Genomic DNA, 23383 nt, shown 5'->3' with positions numbered 1-23383 from the left:
AGAATCTCAATGTTAAAAGTTTACAATACCATGAGCCGCAGTAAGGAAGAGTTCAAACCCTTGAAAGAGGGGGAGGCCAGCATTTACTGCTGCGGCGTTACGCCCTATAACCATCCCCATATCGGCAATGCCCGTCCCTTTGTGACCTGGGACGTGATTCGCCGCTATCTGGCCCATAAAGGCTATAAGGTGCGCTATATCCAGAACTTCACGGATGTGGATGATAAGATTATCCGCACGGCCAATGAAGAAGGCGTGAAGTGGAGCGACATTTCCGGCCGTTATATTGACGCCTATTTCAAGGCTATGGATGCGCTTAATGTCAAGCGTGCGGATATTTATCCGCGCGTCAGCGAAACCATTCCCGACATCATCGCCATGGTGCAGAAACTCGTGGACAAGGGTTATGCCTATGCTGTGGACAATGGTGACGTGTTCTACCGCGTGGAAAAATTTGCCGGCTATGGCAAATTGAGCGGCCGCAAACTCGAAGACATGCAGGCCGGTGCCCGTATTGATGTGGATGAACGCAAGGAACATCCCATGGACTTCGCCCTCTGGAAGGCAGCCAAGCCCGGCGAACCGAGCTGGGACAGTCCCTGGGGCAAAGGCCGTCCGGGCTGGCATATCGAGTGTTCCACGATGTCGTTGAAATATCTCGGTGAGAAATTTGACTTCCATGGCGGCGGCAGTGACCTTATCTTCCCGCACCATGAAAATGAGATTGCCCAGAGTCAGGCCTGCATTGGGGATGAACACAGTTTTGCCCAGTATTGGCTCCATAACGGCTTTATCACGATTCACAACGAGAAGATGTCCAAGTCCAAGAACAATTTCTTTACGGTCAAGGATATCCTCGCTGAATATCCGGGTGAAGTCGTGCGTTTCTTCATCCTGCAGACCCATTACAGAAGCCCGCTGGATTTCAGCGACGAGCGCCTCAAGGAAGCACAGACCAGCCTCAATCGTCTGGCGCAGTCCAAGGGCTTTATGGACGAACTGCTGGCCAAGACCGGTTCTAGCGATACGGCTAAGGATTTGGCTGAAAAGGCTGCCGGTTACGTCAAGGAATTCCATGAGGCCATGGATGATGACTTCAACACGGCACTGGCCATCAGCCAGATTTTTGCCCTGTCCAAGGATATCAACATCTACTATCAGGATGTCATGAACAAGGGCATAGCTTTCGACAGCGAAAACTTTGCCAAGGTGGCAGAAAGCTACAAGCTTATGACGGGCATTATCGGCATCTTCGAGCAGGATGAAGCCGCTGATGATGAATTGGCAAATAAGCTCATGGACTTAATCATCAACATCCGTCAGGATGCCCGCAAGGAAAAGAACTGGGCTTTGGCGGACAAGATTCGCGATGAGCTCAAAGAAGCTGGGGTAATCCTCGAAGATACCCCCAATGGAGTACGGTGGAAAAAGGCATGAAGTTTGACCATTTTAAGATGCTGGTGGAAATGATGTTCCAGCCGGACGGCGACGGGGGCATACTCCAGCGTTACAAAGATGTGGATGTAAAGCAGCTTCACCCGTTGGTGCTGGCCTATGTGGGGGATGCTTACTTCCATCTCTATATGCGTACCCGCCTGCTGTCCTACGAGCAGGCCAAGGTACAGGCCCTGCACTCCTTCAGCGCCCAGATGGTTTCGGCGGTCTGGCAGGCCAAAGCCTATCAGGGCATCGAGGACAAGCTGACGGAGGAGGAGAAGGCCATTTACCGCCGGGGCCGCAATGCCAAGAGCCATGCTCCGCGCAGTGCCTCGGTTGCTGAGTACCATGCCAGTACCGGTTTTGAGGCCCTGCTGGGCAGTCTCTATCTTTCTGAGCAGAATGAACGGCTCTATGAGATTGCGGAAATGTCTTTCCAGATTATATCCCAGGCTATGATGAAGGAAATTCGGGAGAAGAAATCATGATTAAAGTAAAACTCTTAAATTATACGCCGGAGCCGGAGCGGGCGGTGGCTATGGCTGCCCGCCTCTGTTATTCCGCCAGCGGTGCAGAGGAACTGGCGGAGAAGTTAAGCGATGAGAAGGTTAAGGAAATGGTGCGCCGCATGGTGGCTTTGGGCCATGGCTCCACCCTCGAACACGCCAGCTTCACCTTCGGCATTGAAGGTGTGAGCCGTGTGCTGACCCATCAGCTCGTGCGTCACCGCATCGCTTCCTATGACCAGCAGTCCCAGCGCTATGTGGCTGCGCATGGCTTCCAGTACATCACGCCGCCCTCCATTGCGGAAAAGCCGGAAGCTTTGGCTAAATATGAAGCATTGCTCGAAGAAATCCGTAAGACCTATGACGAACTGACGGAAATGGGCGTGCCCAAGGAAGATGCCCGCTATGTGCTGGCCAATGCCACGGAGACGAAGATTCTCGTGACCATGAATGCCCGCAGTCTTATGCACTTCTTCAATCTGCGCTGCTGTAACCGGGCCCAGTGGGAAATCCGCGATATGGCCTATAAGATGCTGGCTGAAGCCAAGAAGGTGGCACCGACCCTGTTCTTCAATGCCGGGGCCAGCTGCGTCAACACCGGCCGCTGCCCGGAAGGGGCCATGACCTGCGGCAAGCTCAGTGAAATGCTGAAACTGCGGGAGAAAGAATAAAACAATGAGAAACGATAACAAAAAAGATGTAACACGCAATAAAAAACGCGACAATAAGAAAACGGGGCGCGAAGGAACCCGGAAAAATGCTTACACAGAGCGGGCAAATCGGGAAAATTTGACCCGTCAAAAATTGACCAGTCAGGTACTGGCCCAGGAAGCCCGCAAAAATCAGGACGGCCAAAACCAGCGGGAACTGCCCGAAGATGTGCTGATTGGCCGCAATGCCGTGACCGAAGCCCTGCGTGCTGGCCGTGGCATCAACAAGATTCTGCTGGCTGACGGCGACCGCGAAGGTCAGGTCAGTGAAATCACAGCTCTGGCCAAGGAACGCGGCATCATTCTGCAGTTTGTGGAACGCAGCAAGATTGAATCCATTGCCGGAGGTCTGCGCCACCAGGGCGTACTGGCCTATGTAGCACCTGTGGCCTATGCCGAACTTGAAGATATCTTAGCCAAGGCAGAGGCTGCCGGGGAGCCGCCGTTCCTGCTCTTGCTCGATGAACTCGAAGACCCGCATAATCTCGGCGCCCTGCTGCGTACAGCTGACGCAACAGGCGTCCATGGCGTGCTGATTCCCAAACGCCGCAGTGTGCCACTTACGGCCACGGTGGCCAAGACTTCGGCCGGGGCTGTGGAATACGTGCCAGTGGCCCGTATCGGCAACATCTCCCAAACGCTGAAAGCGTTGAAGGAAAAAGGCTTTTGGGTGGCCGGTGCCGACATGGACGGCAGCCAGAATTATTATGAGGCTGACCTCACGGGGCCGCTGGTCCTCGTGGTGGGCAGTGAAGGCAAGGGCATGGGCCGCCTTACCAAGGAACAGTGCGATTTTATCGTCAAGATGCCCATGGTCGGCAAAATTAACTCCCTCAATGCTTCGGTGGCAGGCTCTATTCTGATGTATGAATCCATGCGTCAGCGTTTAGCCAAGAAAAATTGAATACATATTGGGGAATATGTATTATAGGGACTTGAGTCCCGAAACCTTTCTTGACTTTGGCAAGGGAATAGAGTTATAATCAAGTCGTATTAGGGGATTGTAAGAAAGTGAAAACTGGGGAAGTTTTCAGTAAAGGGGAACGTGCGATGGAAGCAGAACAAACTACCGAAGATTTATTCGTCGAAGAAATCTACAGTGAATTCGCCAAACTAACGGATGAAGATATTCTGCTCGCAATCAAAGACAACAATGACAAGGCGGCACTCGATTACTTGATTAACAAGTATCGTAATTTCGTGCGCGCTAAGGCTCGTTCGTATTTTTTGATTGGGGCAGACCGTGAGGACATCATTCAGGAGGGCATGATTGGCTTTTACAAAGCGATTCGGGATTTTCGCAATGACAAGCTGTCGTCCTTCCGGGCATTTGCAGAGCTGTGTGTGACCCGGCAGATTATCACTGCCATTAAGACGGCCACCCGGCAGAAGCATATTCCACTGAATTCGTATATCTCTCTCAACAAGCCCATCTATGATGAGGATTCGGACAGAACCCTGCTGGATGTGCTGTCGGGGGCGAAGGTAACGGACCCGGAGGAACTCGTTATCAGCCGGGAAGAATTCGTGGATATCGAAAAGAAGATGGAAGAAATCCTCTCCGATTTGGAGTGGAAGGTGCTTATGAGTTATCTGGATGGCAAGAGCTATCAGGAGATTGCTGAGGACTTGCACCGCCATGTAAAATCCATCGACAACGCTTTGCAGCGTGTGAAGCGCAAGCTGGAGAAGTACATGGAAAAACGGGGCGATGAGCTCGATGTTACCACCATCTACCGTGGATTGAGTTCCATTAACCGCCGCTTGCGGGGCGTGGACGAAGACGATTATCTGCGCTGAAATCATCATAAGTAATAAGAATTGACAGGTCAATTTTGACCTGTCAATTTTTTTCTGCTATAATGTCTGTAGTTTCCGAGCAAAAATATCTAAGGCCATCGGGCTATGATATTGCGCCAGAACGCAGCGCGTTCTCAGGGCGCGGCGAGAAATTGCCGCACCTTCCTCATTTGAAAAGGAGCTGAAGACAAATGAAAAAAGTTTTGGTCTGGATAGTGGCAGCACTATCCCTGCTAATTGTGGGCTGCGGTAGTGAGCAGGGCCGGCCGGAGCAGAAAGACAGGACTGTGGAGCTGCATGTGGCAGCGGCAGCCAGTCTTACCGATGTGATGCAGGAGATAGCGGCTGCATACGAAAAGGAACATCCTCAAGTCAAAGTGGTCTTTAACTTTGGCAGTTCCGGTGCCCTGCAACAGGCCATCCAGAACGGCGGTCAGACGGATTTATTCTTCTCGGCGGCCCAGAAGCAGATGAATGCTTTGGAAAAGGATGGGCTGCTAGCCGAGGGAACCCGCAGGGATTTGCTCATCAATGAAGTGGTGCTGATTGTGCCCGCAGAGGGCGGCAAAAACTTGCAGGATTTTAAGGAGCTGACCCGGGCGGATATTCAGCATATTGCCTTGGGAGAACCCAAGGGCGTGCCAGTGGGGCAGTATGCGGAGGAAGTATTTACGTCACTGGGCATTCTTGAACCGATAAAGGCTAAGGCCGTCTATGGTTCCGATGTGCGCCAGGTGCTTTCCTGGGTGGAGACCGGTGATGCGGACTGCGGCGTGGTCTATGCTACGGATGCAGCAGTGTCGAAAAAAGTCAGGGTGGCAGCGAAAGCCCCGGCAGGCAGTCATAAGCCCATTGTTTATCCGGCCGCCATGTTGAAGGACAGCAAGCATCCGGAGGCAGCCAAAGATTTTTTGAACTTTGTGGGCAATGATGATAATAAGAAGTTATTTGCAAAATATGGTTTTGAGGTAAAATAAATGGAATGGTCACCGCTGATTATCACCTTGCAGACGGCAGGGACGGCAACGGTGGCAACGTTCTTTCTCGGCATTGGTCTGGCCCTGCTGGTGGTGCGTATGCGCCGCTTTCAGGGGCTGGCTGATGCCGTTATTACGTTGCCTATGGTGCTGCCACCTACCGTGGTAGGCTTTTTCCTGCTGCTGCTGTTAGGCAAACGCAGTGTCATAGGAAAATTTTTATTGCAGTTCGATATCAATCTGGTCTTTACCTGGAAGGCAGCGGTTATCGCGGCCATTGTGGTGTCTTTGCCGCTGATGTACCGCACGGCCAGAGGTGCGTTTGAACAGCTCGACCCCAATATCATCAGTGCGGCCCGCACGCTTGGCGTGTCTGACTGGCGCATCTTCTGGCATATTCTGCTGCCCAATGCCCGGGGCGGAATTCTGGCCGGGCTGGTACTATCCTTTACCCGCGCTTTAGGGGAATTTGGGGCCACCATTATGTTCGCCGGCAATATTCCCGGCGTAACCCAGACCATGAGCACGGCCATCTACGCTGCTGTGCAGGCCAATGATTACGATTTGGCCGGACAGTGGGCTATGATTATCGTGGCCTTTTCGCTGTTCTTCGTCCTGCTGCTGAACTGGTGGCTGGCTCGGCAGACGAAGGGAGGGGCCTTATGGAGCTGATGGTAAATATCGAAAAGCAGCTGCGCAATTTCACCCTGCAGGCCGATTTTTCCCTGCGTGATGAGGTGTTCGCCCTGTTGGGGGCTTCGGGCTGCGGCAAGAGCATGACGCTGAAATGTATTGCGGGCTTGGAAAAACCGGACAAGGGCAGGATTGTGCTCAACGGCCGCGTACTCTACGACAGCGAAGCGGGCATAAACTTAAAACCACAGCAGCGTAAGGTGGGCTATCTCTTTCAGAATTATGCGCTCTTTCCCAACATGACCGTGGCGGAAAATATCGCCTTTGTAGCTGGCGGCAGCCGTGCGGAAAAACAGCGCAGGACGGCAGAGAATCTGGCCCGGTTTAAGCTGGAGGGCCTCGCGGGAGCTTATCCCCATGAGCTTTCCGGGGGCCAGCAGCAGCGGGCAGCTCTGGCCAGAATTCTGGCGGCGGATAACGAACTGTTGCTGCTCGATGAGCCCTTTTCGGCGCTGGATAGCTATCTGAAATGGCAGCTGGAAATGGAATTGACGGCTGTACTGCAGGACTACCATGGCGCGGCACTATTGGTGTCCCATGACCGCGGAGAGGTCTACCGTCTGGCCCATAGAATTGCCGTCATCAATCAGGGAAAGATGGAGGCGGTGCATACCAAGCAGGGGTTGTTCCAAAGTCCGGACACTTTAGCGGCAACTCTCCTTACGGGCTGCAAGAATGTATCGGCAGCGCGCAGGCTGGCAGCGGACATGATTTATGCAGAGGACTGGCAGCTGGAACTGCAGGTGGCAGGTCAGGTGCCGGAAAATGTCCATTATGCCGCAATCCGGGCCCATTTTATGGAAGTTAAGCCGAAGATGCAGGAAAATACCTTTGCGATGGATGTGGTCAATGTGGTCGAAGATGTGTTTTCCTATCTTGTGATGCTGCGGCGTCAGGGAACAGAGGCGCGTCCTTTGCGATGGGAGCTTTCCAAAGAGGAATGGCGCCGTCTTAAGGAACCGGCGGTACTCTATCTCTATTTCCCGCCGGAGAAGATTATGTTAATGGAGCGATAAAAGTGTTTCGAAATATCATGCACCATAAAGCAAGTTCATGCAGCGACTGCGCCAAGCTTTGCTGCACGAAAATCGAAAATTTCAGTGTCAAGGTGGGCAGCCTGACCATTTTTGAGGATGTGAATCTGCATCTGCATTGCGGCCAGCTGACGGCTTTGATTGGCCCTAACGGTGCCGGCAAGAGCACCCTGCTCAAGGCCATCTTAGGAGAAATTCCCCATAAGGGAAATCTCCATTATGCGGCGGCTGACGGGCGGCGCACAGGGCAGCCGATTATCGGTTATGTGCCCCAGTATCTGAATTTTGATGTGAGCGCCCCCATCAGCGTCATGGATATCTTTCTGGCCTGTCTGACGGATAAGCCCGTATGGCTGACCTCCGGTCGGAAACTGCGCCCTCGGGTGCTCAAAAATCTGGCGCGGGTCCGGGCGGAACATCTGATTGACCGGCGCTTAGGTGCCCTGTCCGGCGGGGAATTGCAGCGGGTGCTGCTGGCTTTGGCCCTCGACCCATTGCCGGATTTGCTGCTGCTTGATGAGCCGGTGTCCGGCGTGGACCAGAATGGTCTGGAACTTTTCTATGAGATACTGGCGGAACTGCGGGAGCAGGAGGACATGGCCATCCTACTCATCTCCCATGACCTCAATATGGTGGCAAAACACGCCGACCAGGTCGTGCTGCTGAATAAGGGTATCGTCAACAGCGGCACGCCGGAGGAAGTATTTGCCGATGCGCGGACGCGGCAGATTTTTGGCCTGCTGGCAGGTTTTAACCAGGAGGCGGATAAATGATGGAAATGATTTACAGTCTGATGGATACGCTCTTGCCCTTTGATTGGGCGGCCTATACCTTTATGAAGCATGCCTTTCTGGCCATTTTGTGCATTACGCCGCTCTTTGGCCTGTTGAGTACCATGGTGGTTTCAAACCGCATGGCCTTCTTTTCCGATTCCTTGGGCCATGGTGCCTTTACCGGTATTGCCATCGGCGTGCTGCTCGGTTCGGTGTCGCCGCTGTTTTCTCTGATTATTTTTTCTGTGGCCTTTGCGGTGTTCATCACCTATATCAAGAACAAGAGCACAGCTTCCACGGATACGATTATCGGCGTCTTTTCGTCTACGGCCATTGCCTTGGGCCTTATGATTATGAGTCGCGGCGGGGGCTTTAATAAGTTTTCGTCCTTTCTGATTGGCGATGTGCTGAGCATCACCGTGGAGGATTTGCAGGGGCTGCTCGTGGTGGTGGTCGTCGTGCTCCTTGGCTGGGCGGTACTCTTTAACCGTCTGCTGGTGCTCTCCATTAACTCTGCTTTTGCCCGCAGCCGGGGCATCAGCACCTTCTGGGTCGAGAGCCTCTTTGCGGCACTGCTGGCCGTGGTGGTTTCCGTGAGCATCCAGTGGGTGGGCATTCTGATTATCAATGCCCTGCTGGTCTTGCCCGCGGCAGCGGCCCGCAATGTGACCAATACGGTGAAAAGCTATCAGCTTCTGTCGGTGGCCATTGCCCTGACGGCCGGCATCAGCGGCCTGCTGCTGGCCTACTACTGCAATATGGCTGCCGGTGCTACCATCGTGGTGCTGTCCGCGCTGATTTTCTTTGTGACCCTGCTCTTAAAGTCCCGCTTTGCCCGCTAAGAGCATAAAAAAGGCGATGTGGCAAATGCCACATCGCTTGCAGAAGGGGAACGCCTTGCGCTTTGGGGAACTAACTGCATAAAGGGGAAGTTCCTTAAGCGCACATTGATTGGTAACCTAAGATGTATTATTCGCGATGTCCCCGGAAAAATCCTTTTTTCCGGGGACATTTTATTAGAGATTATTGAGAATCCTGTGCTAAAATCGGCGCCAGCTCCTGCTCGTCCGGTGTGATGTACAGGGTTTTTTGATTGGTGAAGATGACGAAGCCGGGCTTGCTGCCGGAGGGCTTTTTCACGTAGCGGATTTCCGTGTAGTCCACGGGAACCTTGGACGAACCCTGGGCCTTGCTGAAATGCGCCGCTATCTGGGCGGTGAGCAGCAGGGTTTCTTCGCTGATTTCTTCGCCGCCATTGCGCAGGATGACATGGGAGCCGGGAATGTTCTGCGTATGGAACCAGGTGTCGTTAAAGCTGGCGGTCTTGCAGGTGAGCTTGTCGTTCTGGTAGTTGTTCTTGCCCACGAGAATCTGCGTGCCGTCGGGCGCCGTGAAGCGGAAAGGATGGGAGGGTTTGTCGTTGTTCTTGCGCTTGAGCTTCTCCCGCAGGTAGCCGCCTTCCACGAGCTCGTTATGGATTTCGGCGATTTCTCCAAGGCTGGAGGAGGCCAAAAGCGATGCTTCAATGCTTTCGAGATAGGCGATGGCCGCCTCACATTCCTGACGCTGTACCTGCAAGAGTTCCTGCGCCCGCTTGAGCTTATCGTACTTCTTGTAGCAGAGCTGCATGTTCTGAATGATGGTGAAGCGCTGGTCGAGCGGAATGGTGATTTCCTCACCGGTTTCGCTGTAAATGTTGGTTACCGTGATGGCGGCATCCTCGTGGTCGTTGTACTGATACTGATAGGTCATGAGGTTATCGCCGCGGATTTTGTATTCCTCGGCATTTTCGGCGGCGGCGATTTCCTCATCCAGTTTTACCAGTTTGTTTTCGGCCCGGTGCAGTTCGTTTTTCACGAGTTTCTTGAAGCGGTCCTTGTCTGGCAGGACATAGCTGCCAGAGAGGGCACTGGCCTTTTCGAGCATGGCGCTGACGGTGGGAAATTCCAATGTGACGGCCTGCGGCAGATAGTGCAGGGGGAAGGAGGCCATGGCAAGGATTTTCTGGTTTTGGTCCATCAGGATGACGGGCTGGGGATGTTCCTCCTGGGCGGCATCCCGGATTTCGGCTAAAGCTGCAGACAGGGCGTCATAGTCCACATCTTCGAGCTCGTGCAGGCGGGTGCTCGGGGCAAGGCCTGCACCGAAGCAGGTTTCCTTGGCTGAAACCGGGCCAAAGCCCATGCAGGCGCCCAAGATGGCCTTGTCGAGCCGTTCCTCGCTGTCGGTGTTGCGGATGCGCTCCATAACTTCCGGCAGGGGGCTCGTGAATAAGTCCAGCTTGTCCTGTCCCGGCGGGAGTTCATAATTATCACCGGGCAGCACCGTGCGCACCCGGCTGCTGTTGGTGCCGATTTTGCGCAGGGCGTCGATGATGGTGCCATCCTGAACGAGGATGATGTTGCTGTACTTGCCCATAAGCTCCATGACCAGTGTCTTGGTGACAATCCGTCCACCGGCGGCGATGGAGTCCACATCCATCAGAATAATGCGGTCGAGGCCGTGCTGGCGGAAACCGGCAATGCGGCCCGTTTCGAGCTGTTTCCTGAGCACCATGCAGAATACCGGCGGTTCCGGCGGATTTTCCAAAGTCTTAGCCATGAGATGGGCGGCAGGATTCTGGGAATTGATGCTGATATGCAGCTGCTGATTATGTCCAGGCTGACGGATGGACAGCACGATGGACTGCTTGTTGGGCTGGGTTATCTTGTCAATGCGGCCGCCGGCCAGGGCGTTGTTGAGCTCCTGAACCAAAGGGCGCATGGAAAAGCCGTCAAGACTCATAGTTATAGCTCCTTAAAATTTGCAAGAATAGAATAAAATCTATTATAGCATTGCGGAAATAGGGGGTCAAATCCTCCATGGACAAATTGACCTGCTTTTGCTACAATAATATATCGAGTTATATTTTGCAAAAGGAATGAACATAGAAGTATGAAGATAATAAATGGCAAAGCCCAGCGCTATGTCAAATTTTTGGTTTATGGCTGCCAGATGAATGTGGCCGATGCGGAGCGCATGGCAGGGCAGCTGGCCGATATCGGCTATGAGCGCCTCGCCGATGATGCGCCGATGGAAGATGCGGACCTTCTCATCATCAATACCTGCGCCGTACGCGAAACGGCCGAGGATAAGGTCTATGGTAAAATCGGTGAAATCAAGAACATCAAGCGCAAGAATCCGCAGCTGATTTTCGGCATCACCGGCTGCATGGCCCAGAAGGAGAGCGACAAGCTCATCAAGCGGGCGCCGCATATCGACTTCGTGCTCGGTACGGGTAAGGTGCATGAACTCAACGCGGTTGTGCAGGAAATCGAACGCGAACACGGTCATGTGGTCAATACGGAACTGGATGCCAAGACGGCACCGGCTATCGCCGAGGACCATCGTGTGGCCCGTGATGGCAAGCTCTCGGCCTGGATTCCCATTATGTATGGCTGCAACAACTTCTGCACCTACTGCATTGTGCCCTATGTGCGCGGCCGTGAGCGCAGCCGCCGCCCCGAAGATGTGGTGAAGGAAGTCGAGCAGGCTGTGGCGCAGGGCTATAAGGAAGTCACCCTGTTAGGCCAGAACGTCAACTCCTATGGCAAGGACCATAAGCTTGCGACCTTCGCCGAACTCTTAAAGATGGTGGACAAGGTGGAAGGCATTAAGCGGGTGCGCTTTATGACCTCCCATCCCAAGGATTTGAGCGACGAAGTGATTGAGGCCATTGCCACGGGCGAACACCTCTGCGAGCATATTCATCTGCCGGTGCAGTATGGCAGCAACCATCTCTTGAAGGCCATGAACCGCGTTTATACGGTGGAAAGCTATAAGGAACTCGTGCGCAAAATCCGCGCCCGTCTGCCGCAGGCATCCCTGACCACGGACCTTATTGTGGGCTTCCCTGGCGAAACGGAAGACGATTTTGCGCAAATGCTGGATTTCTTAAAGGAAATCCGCTATGATTCAGCCTATACCTTTATCTACTCTAAGCGCAGCGGTACGCCTGCGGCCACGATGGACAATCAGGTGGACGATGCCGTGAAGAAGGAACGGCTCAACGCCTTGATGGCCGTGCAGAATCAGATTAGCCTTGAGAAGAATCAGGCGTTACTCGATTCGGTTATGGAAGTTATGGTCGAAGGCCCCAGCAAGAATGATGATTCCGTCTGGACAGGCCATACGCGAACGAATAAAATCGTGCTTTTCAATCATCAGGATGAGCAGCCCGGTGATTTTATCAATGTGAAGATTACGCACCCGCAGACCTGGGTGTTAAAAGGTATTCGTGTGTAATATAGATTAGGAGAGCTCCCTCAGGCGAGGGAGCTTCTGCCGTTATTTTATCAATTTTAGTGGAGGTGCAGTGCTTACATGGAATTAACACCCATGATGCAGCAATATCTGGCCACCAAGGAACAGCATCCCGAGGCCATTCTCTTTTTCCGTTTGGGTGATTTTTACGAAATGTTCTTTGATGATGCCCGCATTGTGTCCAAGGAACTGAGCCTGACGCTTACAAGCCGCAGCGGCAATACGGATAAGGCGCCCATGTGCGGCGTGCCCTATCATGCGGCCGAAGGCTATATCAATAAACTCGTGAGCCGCGGCTACAAGGTGGCCATTGCCGAACAGATTGGCGACCCCAAGGCCAAGGGCCTGACCAAGCGCGAAATCATCAAGGTTATCACGCCGGGGACGGTACTGTCTGAATCCGCGCTCAAGGACTCGGCCAACAACTATATTGCCCTTGTCTATGAAAAGGGCGAACATATTATATTAGCGGGCGCCGATATTTCCACCGGGGAATGTTTCTATGGCATCTATGGCGGCGGCAGCCGAGAGCAGATGCTCTACGACGAGCTTTACCGTCTGGCTATGCCGGAGCTTCTGGTGGTGGGCAAGCCCTCCTTTATGGCAAGCCTCAAGGAATTTACGGATTTGCGCCTGCCCGCAACCTCCTATACCATGATTGAAGAAATCTCTCCGGCGGTGGAGGACCGGATTATCGAGCATTTCGCCGCTGATGTGCGGCCAAGTGACGAGGGGGCCAAGGAAGCGGTGGCAACCCTCTTGGATTACCTCCATGACACGGTGATGACGGATTTGACGCATCTTAATCAGCTGAGCTTTCTTGATGCTTCGGAAAATCTCGTCATTGACACCTATACCCTGCGGAACCTCGAAATCACGCGCAATCTGCGGGACGGAGGCAAGAAGGATACCCTGCTCGATGTGCTCGATTTCACCAACACCGCCATGGGCAGCCGCCTGCTGAAAAAATGGCTCGAATATCCGCTCTTGAATATCCTGCCCATCAATCAGCGCTTGGATGCGGTGGAAGAACTCACGAAGGACTTTGCCCTGCGTGGGGGGCTTAGGGAAGCTTGCAAGGATATTCACGACTTTGAGCGTTTGCTTACGCGCATTGAGGTGGGCACGGCTAACGCCCGCGACCTTATCGCCCTCAAAATCTCCTTGATGAGCCTGCCTGCCATTAAGAATAAGATGGCAAGTGTAGAGGCTAATGTGCTGATGAATTGCCAAACGAACATCCATGTATTTGACGATTTGGTAGATTTACTGCAGCGCTCGATTGTGGAGGAGCCGGGCATTTCCCTGCGTGACGGGGGCATCATCAAGGATGGCTACAATGCAGACCTCGACGAATACCGCCGCATTGCCCATGACAGCAAATCCATGCTGCAGGAAATCGAGGAGCGCGAGAAGGAAGCGACGGGCATTAAGTCGCTCAAAATCGGCTATAACAAGGTGTTTGGCTACTATATCGAAGTGCGCCACAGTGGCGCGGATTTGGTGCCGGAACGTTATATCCGCAAGCAGACTTTGGCTAATGCCGAGCGCTATATCACCGAAGAACTCAAGGAGTTTGAAACCAAGATTCTCGGCGCACAGGAAAAGATTGTCAGCATCGAGTACAATCTCTTTACCGAAGTGCGCGAGGTCATCAAGAGCCGCCTGACGGAGATTCAGGGCACGGCCCATGAAATTGCTATCGTGGATGTGCTCACGAGCCTGGCCGAAGCCGCTGTCGCCTATAACTACGTACGGCCGCGCATGGCCAATAACGGCGAAATTGATATCAAGGACGGCCGCCATCCGCTCGTGGAACGGATTCTGACCCGCGACCTCTTTGTGCCCAATGACACGAAACTCAATCATAGCAGCTGCGAAATCATGCTGATTACCGGGCCGAATATGGCAGGTAAATCCACCTATATGCGGCAGACAGCGCTCCTTACACTGATGGCGCAGATTGGCAGCTTTATTCCCGCGCGGGAAGCAACGATTTCGCCGGTGGATAGAATCTTTACCCGTATCGGCGCCAGCGATGACCTCGTCAGCGGCCAGAGTACCTTTATGGTGGAGATGAATGAGGTGGCGCAGATACTCAAATACGCCACCAAGAACAGCCTCGTCATTCTCGACGAAATCGGCCGTGGCACGAGCACCTTTGACGGTATGAGCATTGCCCGCGCCGTGATTGAACACATCGAGCAGAAGGTTCATGCCAAGACCCTCTTTGCGACGCATTACCATGAACTCACGGATTTGGAAGACGATATCGTCAAAAATTACTGCGTAGCCGTAAAAGAACGCGGCACACAGGTGGCCTTCCTGCGGCGCATTGTGCCCGGGGCGGCCGATAAGTCCTATGGTATCCATGTGGCGCGGCTCGCAGGTCTTCCCAAGAGCGTGACCAAGCGGGCGGAGGATATTCTCGCTGAACTCGAGTCGGAAGCGGCCACCGCTGTGCCCGCAGCAGAAAATGTCAAGCAGGAAACCAAGCAGGCCCCAGCTTCCATGGATATGATGGGCTCGCTCTTTGCGAACAGCCTGAGCGACAAGCTGCTCGCACTCGATGTAATGACCATGACCCCACTCGAGGCCATGAATGAACTCTATAAACTGCAGGAGCAGGCGAAAAGGGAGGCAGGACAGGCATGACGAAAATTCATGTGCTTGACGATAATACCATCAACAAAATCGCCGCCGGCGAAGTGGTGGAACGTCCGGCATCGGTAATTAAAGAACTGATAGAAAACGCCATGGATGCGGGGGCAACTCGCATTGAAGTCGAAATCATGGCAGGCGGCACATCCTTTATGCGGGTGACGGATAACGGCAAGGGCATGAGTAAAGAAGATGCCTCCGTGGCCATCCTGCGCCACGCTACGAGCAAGATTCAGGAGGTTTCGGACCTCAATAGCATTTCCACCATGGGCTTCCGTGGTGAGGCCCTGCCGACGATTGCTTCCGTGTCCCGTTTTACCATGCTGACCCGTGAGCCGGGCAGTGATTTGGGCACGAAGGTGGAAATCAGCGGCGGCAAGGCGCCGGATATCATCGAAATGGGCTGCAATGTGGGCACGAGCATCAAGGTGGAGGATTTGTTCTTCAATACGCCCGCCCGCAAGAAATTCCTCAAGACCAACCATACCGAGGGCGGCAAAATCAACGATTTCATCATCAAGCTGGCGCTCTCCCGTCCCGATATCGCCTTTCAGTTTATCAACAACAATAAGACCTCGGTGGTGACACCGGGCAACGGCAATCTCTTTGATACCGTGCAGGCGATTTATGGCGGGCAGGTAGCGGATTCTTTGCTGACCCTTAATCTGGAGGACGAAGACCTGAAAATTTCGGGCTTTATCACCAAGCCCTCGATGCTCAAAAGTTCCCGCACCTGGCAGACTTTTATCGTCAACGGCCGTATCATTCAGAACCGCGCCATTGCCAAGGCGATTGACAATGCCTACCGCTCGCTGATTCCGAAAAGCGGCTTCCCCTTCACGGTGCTCAAAATCGAAGTGCCCCAGCGCACGATTGATGTCAATGTCCATCCGCAGAAAAGCGAAATGAAGTTCGAGGACGAAAGCCGTATCTTTAAGTCCGTCTATAAGGCAGTCTTAGACGCCATCCGTCCAAGCTCCGGCAATCTCACGGAAGTGGCGGCGGTCGTGGAAAAGCCCAAAGTGGAATACTCGATGGAGCCCATGCAGTTTGTGCCCGCCAGTTCCCCAGAACCGACAGCGCCAGCTGCTCCGGTGCATTCCGGCAGCTATCAGCCCAAAACAATTTATGAAGCAGTCAGCCGCCCGGCAGTGAAGCCTGCGGTAAGCTTTGCCGAAGCGCAGGCTAAGCTGCAGCAGGAGCGGCAGGTGCATTATCAGCAGACTGAGCGCCATGACGAGGTGGCAGATGGTCAAAATATTGACAAGTCAAATTCTGACATGTCAAATGACCCGTCAAAAATTGACATGTCAACTGCTGACCCGTCAACTGCGGAGCGGCCTGTGGAAAATACGGGGCGCATGATTCCCATTGGGCAGGTGGACTTGACCTATATCATCGCGCAGGATTTGAAAGGGCTATATATTATCGACCAGCATGCGGCCCATGAGCGCATTCTCTTTGATAAGCTCTCGGCTATGGCCGATGGCATTCCCTCCCAGCAGCTTTTGGTGCATCAGCTTTTGACCTTTGACCGCAAAGAAGCAGCCTTGGTGGAGGACAACAAGGAACTCTTTGCTAAATTGGGCTTCCATTTGGAGGCGGCAGGCGACTTTGACTACCGCCTGATGGAAGTGCCTGCCGATGTACCCGTGGGAGAAGCCGAGGATATTATTCGGGAAATCCTGACGGATTTGGGCAATATGCATGAGACAACGGCCAAGGAAATCCGCCAGGCGTGCCTGGCGACAACTGCCTGCCGGGCAGCGATTAAAGCGGGCGAGGAACTCAATATGCGGCAGATGGAAATTTTGCTCGATGAGCTCTCGACAACGGCCTTTCCATATACCTGCCCACATGGACGCCCGACGATTTTGAAATTCAGCAGTGAAGATTTAGCCAAGATGTTCAAGCGGACAGGCTTTGGCTTTTGAGAAAGTGATGGATAGATATTGAACGAAAATAAATTGTCAGCCATAGCGACCACTGGCCGCAAATGGAACCGCCCCAGTGAAAAACTGGCCCGGGAAATGGCAGAGAAGTTAAATATTCCCTACGCCGAACGCGGGCGCACGAATATACCAGAACTTTGCCAGAGTTATGACGCCAAGTTTGCCTTGGTGGCAAAAAAAGGACTGCTGACCCTCGTTACACCGGAAGCAGAACTTTTCTTCCATCCCAATATGGCCCATCTGCGCTTGAAAAACCTGCGCTTCGGTGATGGCGACCGCATGGCCGAAGCCATGGACTTAAAGCCGGGCATGGATGTGCTTGACTGCACATTGGGCTTCGGCGCAGATGCCATTGTGGCAAGTTCTGTGGTCGGCGACAGCGGCAGTGTTACGGGCCTGGAATCCCAGCCACTGATTGAAGCGGTGGTGGGTTATGGTTTGGCTAACTACACTAACGATACGGACACAGTGATTGCCGCCATGCGCCGGGTGAAAACCGTCTGCACCGAGGCTTACGATTACCTCAAAGCCCAGCCGGACAACTCCGTGGATGTCATCTACTTTGACCCCATGTTCCGCCATCCCTTCGCGGAAAGCAAGAACATTGCGCCTTTGCGCCCCGTGGCCAATAAAAATCAGCTGACCTTAGAAACAATCGCCGAAGCCCGTCGCGTGGCAAGACATCGCGTGGTGCTTAAAGAATCCAGCAAGAGCCGCGAATTTGCCCGGCTGGGATTTACGGAACGGGCAGGCGGCCGATACAGCAAAGTGCAGTACGGGGTCATGCGGCTGCGGTGACCATGCGAGCTTAATGCAATCGGTTACAGCTCAGTGGGGCGGAGGTGGTAATACTTTTCGCCGTTCCACTGAATGACCCACAAGTAAATGTATGGGCTTTTTAGTTACCTGCGCCGGGCAAGACCGGCGGCGCGTATATTCATATCAGTGTTTAGTTTATGCCGTTTGTGGGCCAGTCCTCACTGTGTTCGGACAGTCGTTCCACGGCGAAAAGCATCACCACCTCCACCCTAAGCAATGTCCGTATAAGTTGGCATTTTCGCAGTGACACGGGGCAAGTACATCGATGTTCTTGTAACGGGAGCAACGAGTTCTCGCCGATTGCATAATCTGTAGTTTGGGGCGGACGGGGAGTGATTTTTCTGTAGGGAGCGACTGCCTGAACGAAGTGAAGGCCGGCCCCTGTAGGAAGCAACTAAGCAAATACGCTGAAAGCAGCGCCGTTGGCCTGCCCGGCGCAGGTAACTGGACATCTTTCTTTTGCGAGGGGGTCGTTTAGCGGAAAACAGAAAAATTACTCCCCGTTCGCCCCTGACAACGTATGAACTGGATACCTTTATCATGAACTAAGCGGGGCTATGCATAAGTGCCTTCTCACTTATGCATAGCCCCGCTTTTCTGCCTGCTTATTGTTCCTTACGAAAGCGAATCAATAGTATTCGTTGGTTCCATTCTTGTTCAGAATGATGGTGCTCACATTGCGCACATCGACGTCGTACCATTCGTTGCTGTCTTTGGGATTTCCTGCCGACAAGCAAAATTTTCTGTGAGCATAATCACTTGCTTACGCAGGGGAAATTGTTGCAAAGAGACGGTTGCAGTGTGTAATTATCCTTGCCTGAATCGCGCTTTCATGTTACACTTTGTGTAAGTTAGTTATACGCGAAGAAAGAGGTCGTTATGAAGCGGGTCATCATACATGTGGATATGGATGCATTTTTTGCTTCTGTCGAAATCCGGGACAATCCCAAACTGAAGAACCGGCCGGTTGTTATCGGCGCTATGCCCCATGAGCGCGGTGTTGTCTCCACCTGCAATTACATTGCCCGAAAGTTTGGCGTCCACTCGGCTATGAATATTAAGGAGGCATACCGGCTTTGCCCGCAGGCGGTCTTTATGCATGGCGACTATGAAAAATACCGCCGAATATCCGGCGAACTTCATCACATCTGGGAAACCTATGCAGATGTCACCGAATACATTGCCTGTGATGAAGGTTATCTGGATGTTACCCGTTCCGTAAAGAATTTTCACAGTCCCGAGGAACTGGGCCTCTTGATAAAAGCCCGGGTAAAGGCTGAAACCGGGTTGACCTGTTCCGTTGGTATCGGCTATTCCAAGTCGGCGGCGAAGATTGCCAGCGAGGAGAAGAAGCCGGACGGCTTTTTTGTGATTCCTGACCGGGAGTCGTATTGCCAGCTGATTAGCGAGCGGGATATCCGCGTGATTTTTGGCATTGGCAAGCGCACGGCAGAGAAATTAAATGGCTATGGCATTTATAAGGTCAAAGACATCATCGCCAAGTCAAAACAGGTGCTGGAAATGTTGGGGCCAAAACACGGCAGCTTTATCCTCAATTCTGCGTTAGGCATGGATGAACGGCCGGTGGTTCATTATGATGCCGCCGATGCCAAGTCATTGAGCCGGGAAATGACCTTTCAGAAGGACCAGCGGAATTTCGCCTTTTTGCAGGATGTGCTGCTGATTCTGGCCCGCAATGTGGATGAGCGGCTCAAGAAGCGGGGACTTTATGGCCGGACGGTAACGCTCAAGATTACCTATGGGGATATGAAGTCCATTACCCGTTCCCAGGCCTGCGAAAGTACCGATGACGGCTATGAGATTTACAAAATTGCGGTCGAGCTGCTGCGAAAGGTAAAGCGCCAGCCGGTGCGCCTCATAGGTCTGGGCATGCAGAATCTCAGCAAGGACTATATCCGCCAGCTCTCGTTTGCCGATTTGCAGGACAAGAAACAGGCGAGCGGCATGGAGCAGGGGATAGGCCAGCTTGAACAGCGCTATGGCGTGGACTTGTCCTTGGAAAAAATGCATTCCGCCCTGGGCTATCTCTATCAGGTGGTGGAGGAGATGGCGGCGCGGCCCTGATGGGCGAATAGTGGAAGTTGTTCGAAAAATATGGTACAATACGTGCGGGATTTGCTTTATCTTGGCTATGATGGCAGTATCCCTGCTTTTGTGACTCATTTCCTGTTTGGTCTGTCAAAGGGGAAAGAGGAAAAGGAGGAAAAGCCGTGTCTGTTCTAAAGAAACTCGTAGTGATTCTGGTCTTGGAGTATCTTTTGTTTGTCTATGTGAACAGTATGGGACTGTGGAGACTGGAATGGGGCAGTATGTTATTGAAGCTAACACCAGAGCAGAAGGTGGAGCTTGCGCATCTGGAGCAAATGCTGGTAATTGGGTCGGTCGTTATCGTGGTGGTTGTGGCCTGGGGTGAAAGATTTTGCATTTTGCTGGGTCGATTATTAGATCGTTGTTTTAAAAGCCAGTAGGTCGAATAGCAAGAAGGGGCATGTCATGAAAAAAATATGGTTTTACGTAGTGCTTACTTGTTTGCTGATAGTTCCCAATTATACAGTCGCTTTGACAAGAGAAGAAAATCCATTGACATAATCCTATGGATGCTGATATACTAATTGCAAAAGTAAACAGGCCATGCAGGGCTGACGGATTAGTGGAAATGACCACATGCACTGCATGGTTATGATAGGCCGACCGTCTGGGCAGAGATTTTTGTCCAGGCGGTTTTTGTTTTGCCCGCCGGACGGAAATCTCTTTTCGGTTGCTGTTTATACAGCAGAAAGGATGGTTTTCATGCGGAATCGTTGGCTGATTGCTCTGGCTGCAGTGGGGATTCATATTTCCATTGGCAGCGTCTATGCTTGGAGTGTACTGACCCGTCCCATTATGGCGGAGATGGGCTTTACCCTGTCGGAAACGACCTGGACCTTTTCTTTGGCTATTCTGTTCTTGGGCATGTCCGCAGGTTTTCTGGGACGGTTTGTGGAAAAGCATGGCCCTAAGAAAAGCGGTCTTTTGTCCATGGCCTTCTTCGGCACAGGAATGTTCGGCACGGCGCTGGCTTTTTATCTGCACAGCCTGCCGCTGCTCTATCTCTTTTATGGTGTGATTGGCGGTATTGGTTTGGGCGTGGGCTACATTACGCCGGTATCGACTTTGGTCAAGTATTTCCCCAATCACCGCGGCTTTGCCACGGGGCTCGCCATTATGGGCTTTGGCTTTGCGGCTTTGCTTGCTGGGCCGGTGATGCAGTATTTGACGGCTCGCTTCGGTTTGGTGGAAAATTTCCTGATTCTGGGCACGGTCTATATGGTGCTGATTGGCGCGTCGGCCATGTATCTGCAGCCGCCGGTACTGCCGGAAGGAAGTTCTGTAGTCAAGAAGCTCCAGCATGGTGCAACGGCGGCCGAAGCCATTAAGACCTGGCAGTTCGGTGCCCTTTGGTGGATATTCTTTGTGAATATCACCTGCGGCATTGGTCTGTTGGCGGTGGCTTCCCCCATGGCCCAGCAGGTCACGGGCATGGATGCGGCACAGGCAGCTTCCATGGTGGGCATTATCGGTCTCTTAAATGGCGGCGGGCGCATCCTTTGGTCAACACTTTCGGATTATTTGGGCCGCGGGCTTACCTATATGGTGTTCTTTGCGCTGGAAACAGCAGCCTTCTGGCTATTGGCAGGCACCCGTGATGCCATGCTGTTCCAGATGCTGGTGTTTCTGATTATCAGCTGCTATGGCGGTGGCTTTTCCTGCATGCCGGCCTATCTTTCCGATATCTTTGGCACCAAGGAGCTCAGTGCCATCCATGGCCGGGTGCTGACAGCCTGGGGCATGGCCGGTGTGGTGGGGCCAACCATCGTGGCCTGGTTCTGGGAGCACACCCATAGTTATGCCGACACCCTGTACTTCTTCGGAGCTTGCTTCGTGCTGAATCTCATCATTGCCACAGCGTTGAAGTTCTATGGCAATGCGGAGGCAGTGCCGGTGCAAACGCCGGAAGTTCATTGATGAATTGCTGTCAATCAAATTAGATACATTGACAATGTCCTAAGGAAATTGATATACTAATAGCGAAATGATGATAAGCTGTGCAGGGCTGACGGATTAGTGGAAATGACCACAAGTGCTGCATGGCTTCTATACACCAACCGTCTGGGCCAAGAAATTTTGTCCAGACGGTTTTTTTTACGAAAATAAATTCGTATGAATTATCGGATTATTCATGTTTGGAGGGGAAAATGGATCGAATTAAACAACATTCGGCGCCGGTTTACGAGGCCATGTTAGAGCTGCGCAAACGGCGTGTTGTTCCTTTTGATGTGCCCGGACATAAAAGGGGCCGGGGCAATCCGGAACTGGTGGACTTTCTGGGGGAGAAATGCGTCGGGGTAGATGTCAACTCCATGAAGATGCTGGATAACTTGAGTCATCCCATCTCGGTTATCAAGGAAGCAGAGGAACTGACGGCGGATGCCTTTGGCGCCCAGCATGCCTTCTTCATGGTGCACGGGACCACCTCGGCTGTGCAGGCCATGGTGCTGGCTACCGTGCGGGCGGGGGAAGAAATCCTGCTGCCGCGCAATGTGCATAAAAGCGTCATCAATGCCCTGGTGCTTTGCGGCGGGATTCCCGTTTATGTGCCGGTGCGGGTCAATCACCAGATTGGCATTGCGACAGGTATGGCGCTGGCGGATGTGGAGCGGGCTATCCGTCAGCATCCCAAGGCCAAGGCCATCTTTGTCAACAATCCCACCTATTACGGCATTGCTTCCGACCTTAAGGGCATTGTGGATTTGGCCCATAAGGCGGGCATGAAGGTGCTGGTGGACGAGGCTCATGGCACCCATCTTTACTTCGGGGATAATCTGCCCATTTCCGGTATGGCAGCCGGGGCGGATTTAGCGGCGGTGTCCATGCACAAATCCGGCGGCAGCCTGACCCAGAGCTCCATCATGCTCTGCGGCAAGGGCGTGGACGCCGAATATGTGCAGCAGATTATCAATCTGACCCAGACCACCAGTGCTTCGTATCTCTTGATTTCCAGCCTTGACCTGTCCCGCCGGAATCTGGCCCTCCATGGCAAAGAGTCCTTTGAAAAGGTCAGCTCCATGGCGGAGTATGCCCGTTCGGAAATCAATGAAATCGGCGGCTTCTATGCCTATGGCCGGGAGCTTATCGATGGGGATAGCGTCTTTGACTTTGATGTGACGAAGCTTTCCGTATTCACCCAGGGCATTGGCATGACGGGCATTGAGGTCTACGATATGCTGCGCGACGAATACGATATTCAGATTGAATTCGGGGATATCGGCAATATTCTGGCCTATATTTCCATCGGCGACCGCATTCGCGATATCGAGCGCCTGGTGGGGGCTTTGGAAGATATTGCGGACCGGTCAGCGACAGCAGACAAAAAGGAACTATATTGCGGGGAATTTATTGCGCCGGAGCTGGTTATGAGTCCCCGGGAGGCCTTCTATGCGCAGGGCGAGAAATTGCCTTTGCAGGAAACGGTAGGCAGGGTAGCCGGGGAGATGCTTATGTGCTATCCGCCGGGGATTCCCATTCTGACACCGGGGGAGCGCATTACCCAGGAGATCCTGGACTATATCGAATACGCCCGGGAAAAGGGTTGCTCCCTTCAGGGCACTCAGGACCCGGAATGCAAGGAAATGCGCATTTTGACGGAAATTTGACCGGT

20 protein-coding genes and 2 riboswitches are annotated in these 23383 nt (G+C 53.0%); of the genes, 19 read left to right on the top strand and 1 reads right to left on the bottom strand.

What is annotated here, in order from left to right; all coding sequences use genetic code 11:
- Positions 1-9 precede the first annotated feature (9 nt).
- From cysS to T320_RS10380, 10 genes are all read left to right on the top strand, one after another.
- Positions 10-1437: a cysteine--tRNA ligase gene (gene cysS / locus T320_RS10425; protein WP_026761023.1), complete on the top strand. Its 1428-nt coding sequence runs from the start codon at positions 10-12 to the stop codon at positions 1435-1437.
- Positions 1434-1925, top strand: coding sequence for a Mini-ribonuclease 3 (locus T320_RS10420; protein WP_026761022.1), 492 nt, complete (start codon positions 1434-1436; stop codon positions 1923-1925). The genes cysS and T320_RS10420 overlap by 4 nt, the downstream gene beginning before the upstream one ends.
- Positions 1922-2614, top strand: coding sequence for an FAD-dependent thymidylate synthase (thyX, locus tag T320_RS10415; protein ID WP_037355560.1), 693 nt, complete (start codon positions 1922-1924; stop codon positions 2612-2614). Before T320_RS10420 ends, thyX begins: the two co-directional genes overlap by 4 nt.
- Positions 2615-2618: 4 nt before the next feature.
- Positions 2619-3557 carry a 23S rRNA (guanosine(2251)-2'-O)-methyltransferase RlmB gene (gene rlmB / locus T320_RS10410; RefSeq protein ID WP_231465888.1) on the top strand — a complete coding sequence of 313 codons (939 nt, stop codon included), beginning with the start codon at positions 2619-2621 and terminating at the stop codon, positions 3555-3557.
- A 146-nt stretch (positions 3558-3703) separates the two neighbouring features.
- A complete protein-coding gene (gene sigH, locus T320_RS10405; protein WP_037355558.1) occupies positions 3704-4453 on the top strand; it encodes an RNA polymerase sporulation sigma factor SigH in 750 nt (249 codons plus the stop codon).
- Positions 4454-4514: 61 nt separating this feature from the next.
- A riboswitch (molybdenum cofactor riboswitch) is annotated at positions 4515-4649 on the top strand.
- Complete coding sequence (gene modA / locus T320_RS10400; protein WP_037355556.1) at positions 4645-5430, top strand: molybdate ABC transporter substrate-binding protein; 786 nt, start codon at positions 4645-4647, stop codon at positions 5428-5430. (Overlaps the previous riboswitch by 5 nt.)
- Complete coding sequence (modB, locus tag T320_RS10395) at positions 5431-6102, top strand: molybdate ABC transporter permease subunit (protein ID WP_037355554.1); 672 nt, start codon at positions 5431-5433, stop codon at positions 6100-6102.
- A complete protein-coding gene (locus T320_RS10390; protein ID WP_037355552.1) occupies positions 6093-7139 on the top strand; it encodes a sulfate/molybdate ABC transporter ATP-binding protein in 1047 nt (348 codons plus the stop codon). The genes modB and T320_RS10390 overlap by 10 nt, the downstream gene beginning before the upstream one ends.
- Before the next feature lie 2 nt (positions 7140-7141).
- A complete protein-coding gene (locus T320_RS10385) occupies positions 7142-7930 on the top strand; it encodes a metal ABC transporter ATP-binding protein (protein ID WP_026761015.1) in 789 nt (262 codons plus the stop codon).
- A complete protein-coding gene (locus tag T320_RS10380; protein ID WP_037356511.1) occupies positions 7930-8772 on the top strand; it encodes a metal ABC transporter permease in 843 nt (280 codons plus the stop codon). Before T320_RS10385 ends, T320_RS10380 begins: the two co-directional genes overlap by 1 nt.
- Positions 8773-8953: 181 nt before the next feature.
- Here the strand turns inward: T320_RS10380 and T320_RS10375 are convergent, their stop codons facing one another.
- A complete protein-coding gene (locus T320_RS10375; protein ID WP_037355549.1) occupies positions 8954-10714 on the bottom strand; it encodes an Rqc2 family fibronectin-binding protein in 1761 nt (586 codons plus the stop codon).
- Between the two features lie 150 nt (positions 10715-10864).
- Here T320_RS10375 and miaB point away from each other — a divergent pair, with 150 nt between their 5' ends.
- The 9 genes from miaB (at position 10865) to T320_RS10335 (ending at position 23378) form a co-directional block, all read left to right on the top strand.
- Positions 10865-12214 carry a tRNA (N6-isopentenyl adenosine(37)-C2)-methylthiotransferase MiaB gene (gene miaB, locus T320_RS10370; RefSeq protein ID WP_037355548.1) on the top strand — a complete coding sequence of 450 codons (1350 nt, stop codon included), beginning with the start codon at positions 10865-10867 and terminating at the stop codon, positions 12212-12214.
- A gap of 78 nt (positions 12215-12292) precedes the next feature.
- A complete protein-coding gene (gene mutS / locus T320_RS10365; RefSeq protein ID WP_037355546.1) occupies positions 12293-14887 on the top strand; it encodes a DNA mismatch repair protein MutS in 2595 nt (864 codons plus the stop codon).
- The gene (mutL, locus tag T320_RS10360) at positions 14884-16827 is read left to right on the top strand and encodes a DNA mismatch repair endonuclease MutL (protein WP_037355544.1); all 1944 of its coding nucleotides are present in this window, start codon (positions 14884-14886) and stop codon (positions 16825-16827) included. Before mutS ends, mutL begins: the two co-directional genes overlap by 4 nt.
- 18 nt (positions 16828-16845) lie before the next feature.
- A complete protein-coding gene (locus tag T320_RS10355) occupies positions 16846-17643 on the top strand; it encodes a class I SAM-dependent methyltransferase (protein WP_037355542.1) in 798 nt (265 codons plus the stop codon).
- Positions 17644-18543: 900 nt separating this feature from the next.
- Positions 18544-19749 carry a DNA polymerase IV gene (gene dinB, locus T320_RS10350; RefSeq protein ID WP_037355540.1) on the top strand — a complete coding sequence of 402 codons (1206 nt, stop codon included), beginning with the start codon at positions 18544-18546 and terminating at the stop codon, positions 19747-19749.
- A 30-nt stretch (positions 19750-19779) separates the two neighbouring features.
- Positions 19780-19908 carry a hypothetical protein gene (locus T320_RS15070; RefSeq protein WP_255327094.1) on the top strand — a complete coding sequence of 43 codons (129 nt, stop codon included), beginning with the start codon at positions 19780-19782 and terminating at the stop codon, positions 19906-19908.
- Positions 19896-20153, top strand: a complete 258-nt coding sequence (locus T320_RS10345) for a hypothetical protein (RefSeq protein ID WP_037355538.1) — start codon at positions 19896-19898, stop codon at positions 20151-20153. The genes T320_RS15070 and T320_RS10345 overlap by 13 nt, the downstream gene beginning before the upstream one ends.
- Before the next feature lie 157 nt (positions 20154-20310).
- A riboswitch (ZMP/ZTP riboswitch) is annotated at positions 20311-20393 on the top strand.
- Positions 20394-20475: 82 nt separating this feature from the next.
- Complete coding sequence (locus T320_RS10340) at positions 20476-21690, top strand: L-lactate MFS transporter (protein WP_037355536.1); 1215 nt, start codon at positions 20476-20478, stop codon at positions 21688-21690.
- A gap of 230 nt (positions 21691-21920) precedes the next feature.
- Complete coding sequence (locus T320_RS10335; RefSeq protein ID WP_037355535.1) at positions 21921-23378, top strand: aminotransferase class I/II-fold pyridoxal phosphate-dependent enzyme; 1458 nt, start codon at positions 21921-21923, stop codon at positions 23376-23378.
- The last annotated feature ends 5 nt before the right edge of the window (positions 23379-23383 follow it).

This window comes from Selenomonas sp. FC4001 (genome assembly GCF_000701565.1).
Lineage (GTDB): Bacteria > Bacillota > Negativicutes > Selenomonadales > Selenomonadaceae > Selenomonas_A > Selenomonas_A ruminantium_B.
Note: the sequence above shows the minus strand (reverse complement) of the source record. Positions and strands in the feature narration are given on the sequence as shown.

Bases quoted from the DNA above. Each gene is read 5' to 3' on its own strand.
- modA (WP_037355556.1), top strand. From the start codon at position 4,645: ATGAAAAAAGTTTTGGTCTGGATAGTGGCAGCACTATCCCTGCTAATT.
- T320_RS10340 (WP_037355536.1), top strand. From the start codon at position 20,476: ATGCGGAATCGTTGGCTGATTGCTCTGGCTGCAGTGGGGATTCATATT.
- T320_RS10420 (WP_026761022.1), top strand. From the start codon at position 1,434: ATGAAGTTTGACCATTTTAAGATGCTGGTGGAAATGATGTTCCAGCCG.
- mutS (WP_037355546.1), top strand. From the start codon at position 12,293: ATGGAATTAACACCCATGATGCAGCAATATCTGGCCACCAAGGAACAG.
- dinB (WP_037355540.1), top strand. From the start codon at position 18,544: ATGAAGCGGGTCATCATACATGTGGATATGGATGCATTTTTTGCTTCT.
- sigH (WP_037355558.1), top strand. From the start codon at position 3,704: ATGGAAGCAGAACAAACTACCGAAGATTTATTCGTCGAAGAAATCTAC.
- miaB (WP_037355548.1), top strand. From the start codon at position 10,865: ATGAAGATAATAAATGGCAAAGCCCAGCGCTATGTCAAATTTTTGGTT.
- T320_RS10335 (WP_037355535.1), top strand. From the start codon at position 21,921: ATGGATCGAATTAAACAACATTCGGCGCCGGTTTACGAGGCCATGTTA.
- T320_RS10390 (WP_037355552.1), top strand. From the start codon at position 6,093: ATGGAGCTGATGGTAAATATCGAAAAGCAGCTGCGCAATTTCACCCTG.
- cysS (WP_026761023.1), top strand. From the start codon at position 10: ATGTTAAAAGTTTACAATACCATGAGCCGCAGTAAGGAAGAGTTCAAA.
- T320_RS15070 (WP_255327094.1), top strand. From the start codon at position 19,780: ATGGTACAATACGTGCGGGATTTGCTTTATCTTGGCTATGATGGCAGT.
- thyX (WP_037355560.1), top strand. From the start codon at position 1,922: ATGATTAAAGTAAAACTCTTAAATTATACGCCGGAGCCGGAGCGGGCG.
- rlmB (WP_231465888.1), top strand. From the start codon at position 2,619: ATGAGAAACGATAACAAAAAAGATGTAACACGCAATAAAAAACGCGAC.
- mutL (WP_037355544.1), top strand. From the start codon at position 14,884: ATGACGAAAATTCATGTGCTTGACGATAATACCATCAACAAAATCGCC.
- T320_RS10375 (WP_037355549.1), bottom strand. From the start codon at position 10,714: ATGAGTCTTGACGGCTTTTCCATGCGCCCTTTGGTTCAGGAGCTCAAC.
- T320_RS10380 (WP_037356511.1), top strand. From the start codon at position 7,930: ATGGAAATGATTTACAGTCTGATGGATACGCTCTTGCCCTTTGATTGG.
- modB (WP_037355554.1), top strand. From the start codon at position 5,431: ATGGAATGGTCACCGCTGATTATCACCTTGCAGACGGCAGGGACGGCA.